Origin of the sequence: Brunnivagina elsteri CCALA 953 (assembly GCF_002289455.1) — a bacterium.
Lineage (GTDB): Bacteria > Cyanobacteriota > Cyanobacteriia > Cyanobacteriales > Nostocaceae > Brunnivagina > Brunnivagina elsteri.
Genome location: NZ_NTFS01000334.1, coordinates 1 through 7,542 on the forward strand (window position 1 = coordinate 1; position 7,542 = coordinate 7,542).

A 7,542-nucleotide genomic window follows, 5' to 3' on the forward strand; every position below is an offset into this window, starting at 1 on the left:
GCAGGGCTGATTCATCCCCTAAAACACTTTAAAAATCAAGGGTTATAGCAATTTAACACTGGTTATTTTGTTACCAGCGTGTCGAGAAAACGAACAAAATTACGGCTACGTGAGTGCTTAAAAGTTCATTTAATCGTTACACTTACTTAGATATTTATCGCTAACTATCTTGACAAATCCTGTTTAAAAGGGAACGAAACAGCCCTGCCCTTTTCAAGGGGGGGGAAATAAAAAGTCTAATTCCCTCCCCTTAGCAAGGGGAGGGTTAGGGTGGGGTTCTTCTAGAGACTGGTTGTGACGGTAGCTGTTCTAAAGTGGTGGTAATTCGTCAAGAATTGTGAAGCGAATATGGTTTATTGCTAAATCTCCGATCGCAATGTCTTCTTTTTTGAGCTTGACACTTTGGCTAATCATGCTTTCAAAGGAAATGCCTTTGCCGATTTCGATGTGATACCAGCACAAACCCATGAAAAAGCGAGTTGGATGAGCGCTTTCGTAGCCTAAATCGTCGGGATTCGATTCCATTGGTAACCAACCAAAACCAGGGATGTAAAATTCTAACCAAACATGGTTAAATTCTGGTTCTAGGGGTACGTTTTGGCGTTCGGCAGTGTTTGGGCATTTGTAACGCCCAACGGTGCGGCAAGCAATCCCATTCAAGCGACATAATGCTAGTAATACACCTACATACTCACCGCAAGAACCTACTCCACGTTCGAGTACCACGTCGGGGGTATCAATATACGGTTTAATACCGTATGAAAGCTGGTCATATACGTAGTTACGGATGTTGTACATTTTCCGTAGTAGGTTCGTTTCAGTACCGATGGCATCCCGTGCGGCGCGGATAACAATACCCTTGTCCATCGACAAATCGTCGTTATCTACGAGGTAACGGGTTTGGAATTCTTCCGTTAGTTCGGGGATATTTTCGACTTCGCGGGGGGTGATGCGGTATTTGATGCCACGCACTTCGAGAATCGCTTTCCAGCCGAATATGTGACGTTCTCCAGGGGTGAGGGTATCAAATTTAAAGACCGCAACTCGCTGTCCGTCGGTAATTTGTTCGGTGAAGGGTAAACCAATGGATTCGACGCTGATGACTTTTTGACGGTCGGTGTCGCTGGGGAGGGCTATATGCCATTCTAAGTCGGTGATATGGACTTCTTCAAGGGGGGCTATTTCCTCAAGGTAGGACATTTCAATCCGGTAGCCATTGGAAAGGGCAAAACGTTTTTGAGGGTCGTAGTAGTAGTTGAGGGGATGGATGAAGGTTTTATCGCGGTATGCTATTTCTTGACTGGGGTCGGCATTGGGATTGTCGCGAACATAGGCTTCTTCCGATGCGTAGGCAATGTAAAGGGTTTTCTCAGCGCTTTCTGAGTTGGTATGGACAGCAATCCCCGTTGGAGATTCAAATGGGGTAAGAACACTAAATTGAATTTCTCCAGTGGCACGATCGATGGCATAAACACTTTGTTCAGTGCGATCGCAAACCCAAAGTGTTTCTTCGCTCACTGCTAAATTTTCGACTCCCACCCCAGGAGCATAAAATTGGGTAATTTGTTTGCGGGAATTACTATCAAAAATCAGGATTCCACCTAGTTTTTGACAGCTAACATAAATTGTTGAACCCCAAACTGCAATCCCGTCTGCGGGATAGGGCAAGGTCATAAAATGTTCTAAAGCTAATGAATTCAGCTTGCATGAATAAACACTGTTTTTTCTTGTCACCCACAGGGTATCTTCCCAGAGACAAATCCCAGTCACATCTGTAAACTCTTGTACTTGGTGGGGATTTAAAATTTTAGTATTGTTTGATAGTGGGTCTATTTCTAGTAGAAATCCCTTTCTTTGGTCAATCGCGATGAGTGTATCCTTAATGAAGGTAATCCCATAAATCGCGCTTGCAGATAATGGTCGAATTATCTTTTGCCCAAACATTTTGTTAGCAGTCAAACCCAATAGTGCAAAACTCATAAAAAACTCATTTACTCACAGGTTGATTTAGTCTGAAATCAATTAAGCTATGTTCGGACATACTTATTCTTCAGACTTGGTAGCCCATCATCTCGCCCTTTTGTGCGACATACTACTATTGCTTGCCCATATTACTTAAATATTCCGAAATCGGAAACTAGTATATGTAAGCAATAGCTCCCAAATAGCACTTATACATAGATACTTATCTATGACCATCCCAGTGTAACTTTAGTTGATGGTTTTCCAGCCCTCACTAAATTATGATTGAAACTTGTAACTAAATCCTTGTGACTTATACGATGTCTGCTCATTCTCTGCCTGATAACGCCGTGTGGCATAGTTTAGAACCCAAATTAGCATTACAACAGCTATCGACTAGCGCAGACACGGGTTTAACTAAAGAAGAGGTTCAACAACGGTTACAGAAATATGGACCGAATGAATTAGAAGAATCCGGTGGTCGCAGTTCTTGGGATATTTTGGTGGATCAGTTCAAAAACATCATGTTATTGATGCTGATTGCCGTTGCTCTGATTTCTGGGATTCTTGATTTACTTGATTGGAAAGAAAAACTGGCTAAGGGTGAATTCCCGTTTAAGGACACGATCGCAATTTTGGCGATTGTAATTTTGAATGGGATTCTCGGTTATGTTCAAGAAAGTCGTGCCGAACAAGCATTGGCAGCTCTGAAAAAACTATCCTCTCCCAATGTTCGGGTTATCCGTAACGGCACGCAGATGGAAATCGCAGGCAAGGATTTAGTGCCGGGGGATATTATGCTCCTGGAAGCAGGGGTACAGGTATCCGCAGATGGAAGGATTATTGAGCAATCAAACCTGCAAATCCGTGAGTCTGCCCTGACGGGGGAAGCTGAAGCTGTAAATAAGCAAGCGGACGTGACTTTACCTGAAGATTCGGCTTTGGGCGATCGCATTAATTTGGTTTTCCAAGGTACGGAAGTTGTTCAGGGACGTGGTAAAGTTCTTGTCACCAATACGGGTATGACAACTGAACTGGGAAAAATTGCCGAAATGCTGCAATCGGTGGAAAGTGAACCCACTCCCCTCCAGCAACGCATGACTCAGTTGGGTAATGTTTTGGTGACAGGTTCCCTAATTTTAGTTGCGATCGTCATTGTTGGTGGCATGGCTTATGCTTATGCCACTGGTGTAACTGGTAACAAACTTTTCAATACATTTAGAGAACTGGTTGAAGTTTCCCTTTCGATGGCTGTAGCTGTCGTACCGGAAGGTTTACCTGCTGTAATTACTGTAACCTTGGCTTTGGGAACCCAGCGCATGGTAAAACGCAATGCCCTAATTCGCAAACTGCCTGCGGTGGAAACATTGGGTTCGGTGACGACGATTTGTTCTGATAAAACCGGAACCCTTACCCAAAATAAAATGGTGGTGCAAAAAGTTTTCACCAATCACCAAGCTTACCAAGTTACGGGGGAAGGTTATACACCCCAAGGGGAATTTAAATTAGCTGGCAAACAAGTTTCTTTGGAAGAACACCCCGCAGTCTCGGCTTTGTTGGTAGCTTGTGCCACATGTAATGATTCACTACTACAGCATAAAGATGGACATTGGGCGATTCTAGGGGACCCCACGGAAGGCGCTTTGGTAACATTAGCTGCCAAGGGTGGGATTGAAAAAGACCAGTGGGATAGTAAATTACCCCGTGTTGGGGAATTTCCTTTTTCATCGGAACGGAAACGGATGAGTATTATTTCCAAAATGGAGCCAGTTGATACGGGTTCATTGGTGGGAAATCTCGACCCAATCCTGAAAAATCGCGTCAAAGATGAACGATATGTGATGTTTACTAAGGGTTCGCCCGAATTGGTGCTAGCTCGCTGTAAATTTATCGATAATGGCAAACAGTTTATTAATTTGAATGACGATATCCGCAAAGTGGTTCTCGCCGAAAACGACAACATGGCAAGTAATGGTTTGCGGGTTTTGGGATTTGCTTACAAACCACTCACCGAAGTTCCCCCCGAAGGTAGCGATGAGGTATCGGAACAGGAATTAGTTTGGTTGGGTTTGGTGGGAATGCTCGACGCACCACGTCCTGAAGTTCGTGCTGCTGTCCAAGAATGTCGCGATGCGGGAATTCGTCCGGTGATGATTACAGGCGATCACCAATTAACTGCCCGTGCGATCGCAAAGGATTTAGGCATTGCTCAGGGTGACAATGACCGAGTTCTCGTTGGTCAGGAATTGCAGAAAATGAGCGATTCTGAACTTGAACAGCAGGTTGACTTGGTAAGTATTTATGCTAGGGTTGCCCCGGAACATAAATTACGTATCGTTCAAGCTTTGCAACGTCGTGGTCGTTTTGTGGCGATGACGGGGGATGGGGTTAATGATGCTCCAGCTTTGAAACAAGCGGACATCGGCATCGCTATGGGTATTACGGGAACCGATGTCAGCAAAGAAGCCAGCGACATGATTTTACTTGATGACAACTTTGCGACGATTGTGGCAGCAACCAGAGAAGGTCGGGTAGTTTATACCAATATTCGCAGATTTATTAAGTATATTCTCGGTAGTAATATTGGCGAAATTCTGACAATAGCAGCAGCACCATTACTCGGTTTAGGAGGGGTTCCCTTGATTCCATTACAAATCTTATGGATGAATCTGGTTACAGACGGTTTACCAGCTTTAGCCCTAGCTGTGGAACCACCCGAACCCGATGTGATGAATCGTGCCCCATTTAGTCCCCGTGAAAGCATATTTGCTCGCGGTTTGGGTTCCTACATGATTCGGATTGGGATTGTATTTGCAATTATTACGATCGCAATGATGAAATGGGCATATGATTACACCCATCAACCTGGATATCCCGAACCTGAGTCTTGGAAAACAATGGTATTTACGACCTTGTGTTTGGCGCAAATGGGACATGCGATCGCAATTCGTTCCAACAATCGCTTAATCATCGAAATGAATCCGCTATCGAATCCTTTCGTGTTGGGAGCTGTTGTTGTCACCTCTATTTTACAATTAATGCTGGTTTATGTAGCACCTTTACGAGCATTCTTTGGTACTTATGTACTCGATGGCACTGAATTATTGGTTTGTATCGGTTTTAGTGCCTTAATGGTTGTTTGGATTGAAGGTGAAAAAATCTTCTTCCGCATCATCGGTAAGAAGACCGTTTAGAAATTGGAGATTGGGGATTGTGTAATGAGTCTCGCAAAAATAAGTCTTACAAATTGAATGGGAAACAGGCTATTAACTTAGGAAACACCAAGAGATAAATTATCCTCAATTTTTGTAGGGGTGGGGTTTCCTCACCCTTCCGAATGACTTCCCAATTAAAAATGTTCAATTTATTTTTGCATCATGCCTAATAAGTATTTAGGGCTTGCTGAAAAACTCCACAAAGCGAATCTAGATACCACACAGACCAAAAAATGGTAGCTTTGGACGTTAGTTTCTAAATCTACCCCACAATTTTCTACCTAAATGCAAGAATTTTGAGCTTATAAATACTATAACCTTGCACTTGCTGGGAATAAAAAGGATTAGAAGTCTTATTCTGACTCTTGTTATAGCTTTATTCAGCAAGCCCTATTTATTCATTGTTTACCCTCTTAGCCTTTCCCCCTTGCCCATTTCCCTATTCCCCATTCCCTAATTTTATGTTTCTCCAATCTCTCCAACTTCGCCACTTTCGCAATTACCAGGAGCAGTACATTGAATTTACTGCTCCTAAAACTATTTTGTTGGGTAATAATGCTCAAGGAAAGTCGAATTTGTTGGAAGCAGTGGAGTTACTCGCGACTTTACGCAGTCACCGCATGGCAAAGGATAAGGAACTAGTACAGGATCGGGAACCAATTTCCCAAATTAAAGCGGTTTTAAAGCGTGAAGCTGGTATACATGACCTGACTTTAACATTACGTCGGAATGGTCGCCGTACCGTCAACCTGAATGGGGAAAATCTCCGCAAGCAAACCGATTTTTTAGGAGTTATCAACGCAGTCGAATTTTCGAGTCTGGATTTAGACTTGGTGCGTGGAAGTCCAGAAGTTCGTCGTCACTGGTTGGATACACTATTAGTACAACTTGAGCCAGTTTACGCTTATATTTTGCAGCAATATCATCAAGTCTTACGGCAGCGCAATGCTTTTTTAAAGCATCATGTAGAGACATTAAATTTAGCCTCTCGCCCTTCAGAATTAAGTATTTGGGATGCCCAACTAGCCACAACAGGAACAAGGGTAATTAGAAGACGCGATCGCGCAATTCAACGTCTAGCTCCCATCGCTGCTAAATGGCACGCGAGTATTAGCGGTAGTACGGAAGTTCTCCAGGTAAAGTACGCTCCTAATGTACCTTTGGAGGAAATTCAACCTGAACAAGTCCCAGATAAAACCCAAGAGAAAGCCCAGGAGAAAGTCCAACAGGCTTTTTTCGATAAAATCCAACAACGTGCGATCGCGGAATTGCATCAAGGTACAACCCTTGTCGGTCCCCATCGTGACGAAGTAGAATTGACTATCAACCAAACTCCTGCCCGTCAATATGGCTCGCAAGGTCAGCAGCGAACCCTAGTGTTAGCATTAAAGTTGGCAGAATTGCAGTTAATTGAAGAAGTTGTCGGGGAACCTCCTTTGTTACTACTTGATGATGTTTTGGCGGAACTCGATCCGTCACGACAAAATCAGTTACTTGATGCAATTCAAGACCGTTTTCAAACTTTAATTACAACAACTCATTTGGGTTCTTTTGATTCCCAATGGCTAAATTCTTCCCAAATTCTTTCTGTAAAGGATGGAGAAATTTATCCTCAGTCGGCTTTTTGAAGACGATGTTTTATCTGGGAATATTTTCAGAAATTGAACCGCAGAGGACACAGAGATAGGGAAGATAAGAAATTTGTTTTTACGAAATCATCAAAGTTGCATATTTTTTACCTTTTTTATTATCTAGATATATTCTGTTTTTCTGCGAACATTTCCACATAATCTATTTCCAATAAGGAAATATGACTTTTCTATTTTATTTCAATGCTTATTTTGGTTTTACATAAGATAGTATCTTGTTAATAAATATTTATTTTGATTGAAATTAATTAGGAAAAATTGAAAATGAAAAAAAGTAATAATTTGCTAACTAAAAACGAAATCGAATTGCTTGGAACTTCATTAAATGAAATTGAACAAAAATTGCTCAAACAAGCTCATCCAGAAGGATTGAAACGAATATGGTTTCAAGGAGATGAACCATACTTTGATATATTTTTTGATGTAAAAAATGATGAAATTATCTGGTTTCAGTTTACCCTCAGAGGTAAATCTCTATCTTGGAATAGCAAACTTCGGAAATTTCAAACAGGTTTAACGAACGAACTTCAACTAGATGATGTCAGCTTTTATGCAGCTACAAAAACTATTGAAAATGATGAAAAATTAGATGTAGATTTTATCAATCTAGTCAAATCAATTCTGCAAATTCGCAGTGAAGACAAAATATTTGTCCAAGCACTCCTATTATTTGATTAGAACTATACTAAAAACCGATAGAATATAAACTTTTGTCA

Annotated in this window: 4 protein-coding genes; 3 read left to right on the forward strand and 1 reads right to left on the reverse strand. The window is 41.8% G+C overall.

Annotated features, from left to right (window positions below):
- Nucleotides 1-309 precede the first annotated feature (309 nt).
- Nucleotides 310-1,980: a transglutaminase domain-containing protein gene (locus CK510_RS22875; protein ID WP_095723881.1), complete on the reverse strand. Its 1,671-nt coding sequence runs from the start codon at nt 1,978-1,980 to the stop codon at nt 310-312.
- Nucleotides 1,981-2,282: 302 nt separating this feature from the next.
- Here CK510_RS22875 and CK510_RS22880 point away from each other — a divergent pair, with 302 nt between their 5' ends.
- The 3 genes from CK510_RS22880 to CK510_RS22890 all read left to right on the forward strand — a co-directional run bounded on the left by CK510_RS22880 (nt 2,283) and on the right by CK510_RS22890 (nt 7,504).
- On the forward strand, nt 2,283-5,156 hold the full coding sequence (locus tag CK510_RS22880; RefSeq protein WP_095723882.1) for a cation-translocating P-type ATPase: 2,874 nt from the start codon (nt 2,283-2,285) through the stop codon (nt 5,154-5,156).
- A 482-nt stretch (nt 5,157-5,638) separates the two neighbouring features.
- Complete coding sequence (recF, locus tag CK510_RS22885) at nt 5,639-6,805, forward strand: DNA replication/repair protein RecF (RefSeq protein WP_095723883.1); 1,167 nt, start codon at nt 5,639-5,641, stop codon at nt 6,803-6,805.
- Nucleotides 6,806-7,090: 285 nt separating this feature from the next.
- A complete protein-coding gene (locus CK510_RS22890) occupies nt 7,091-7,504 on the forward strand; it encodes a hypothetical protein (RefSeq protein WP_095723884.1) in 414 nt (137 codons plus the stop codon).
- Nucleotides 7,505-7,542 lie beyond the last annotated feature (38 nt).

Bases quoted from the DNA above. Each gene is read 5' to 3' on its own strand.
- CK510_RS22875 (WP_095723881.1), bottom strand. From the start codon at position 1,980: ATGAGTTTTGCACTATTGGGTTTGACTGCTAACAAAATGTTTGGGCAA.
- CK510_RS22890 (WP_095723884.1), top strand. From the start codon at position 7,091: ATGAAAAAAAGTAATAATTTGCTAACTAAAAACGAAATCGAATTGCTT.
- recF (WP_095723883.1), top strand. From the start codon at position 5,639: ATGTTTCTCCAATCTCTCCAACTTCGCCACTTTCGCAATTACCAGGAG.
- CK510_RS22880 (WP_095723882.1), top strand. From the start codon at position 2,283: ATGTCTGCTCATTCTCTGCCTGATAACGCCGTGTGGCATAGTTTAGAA.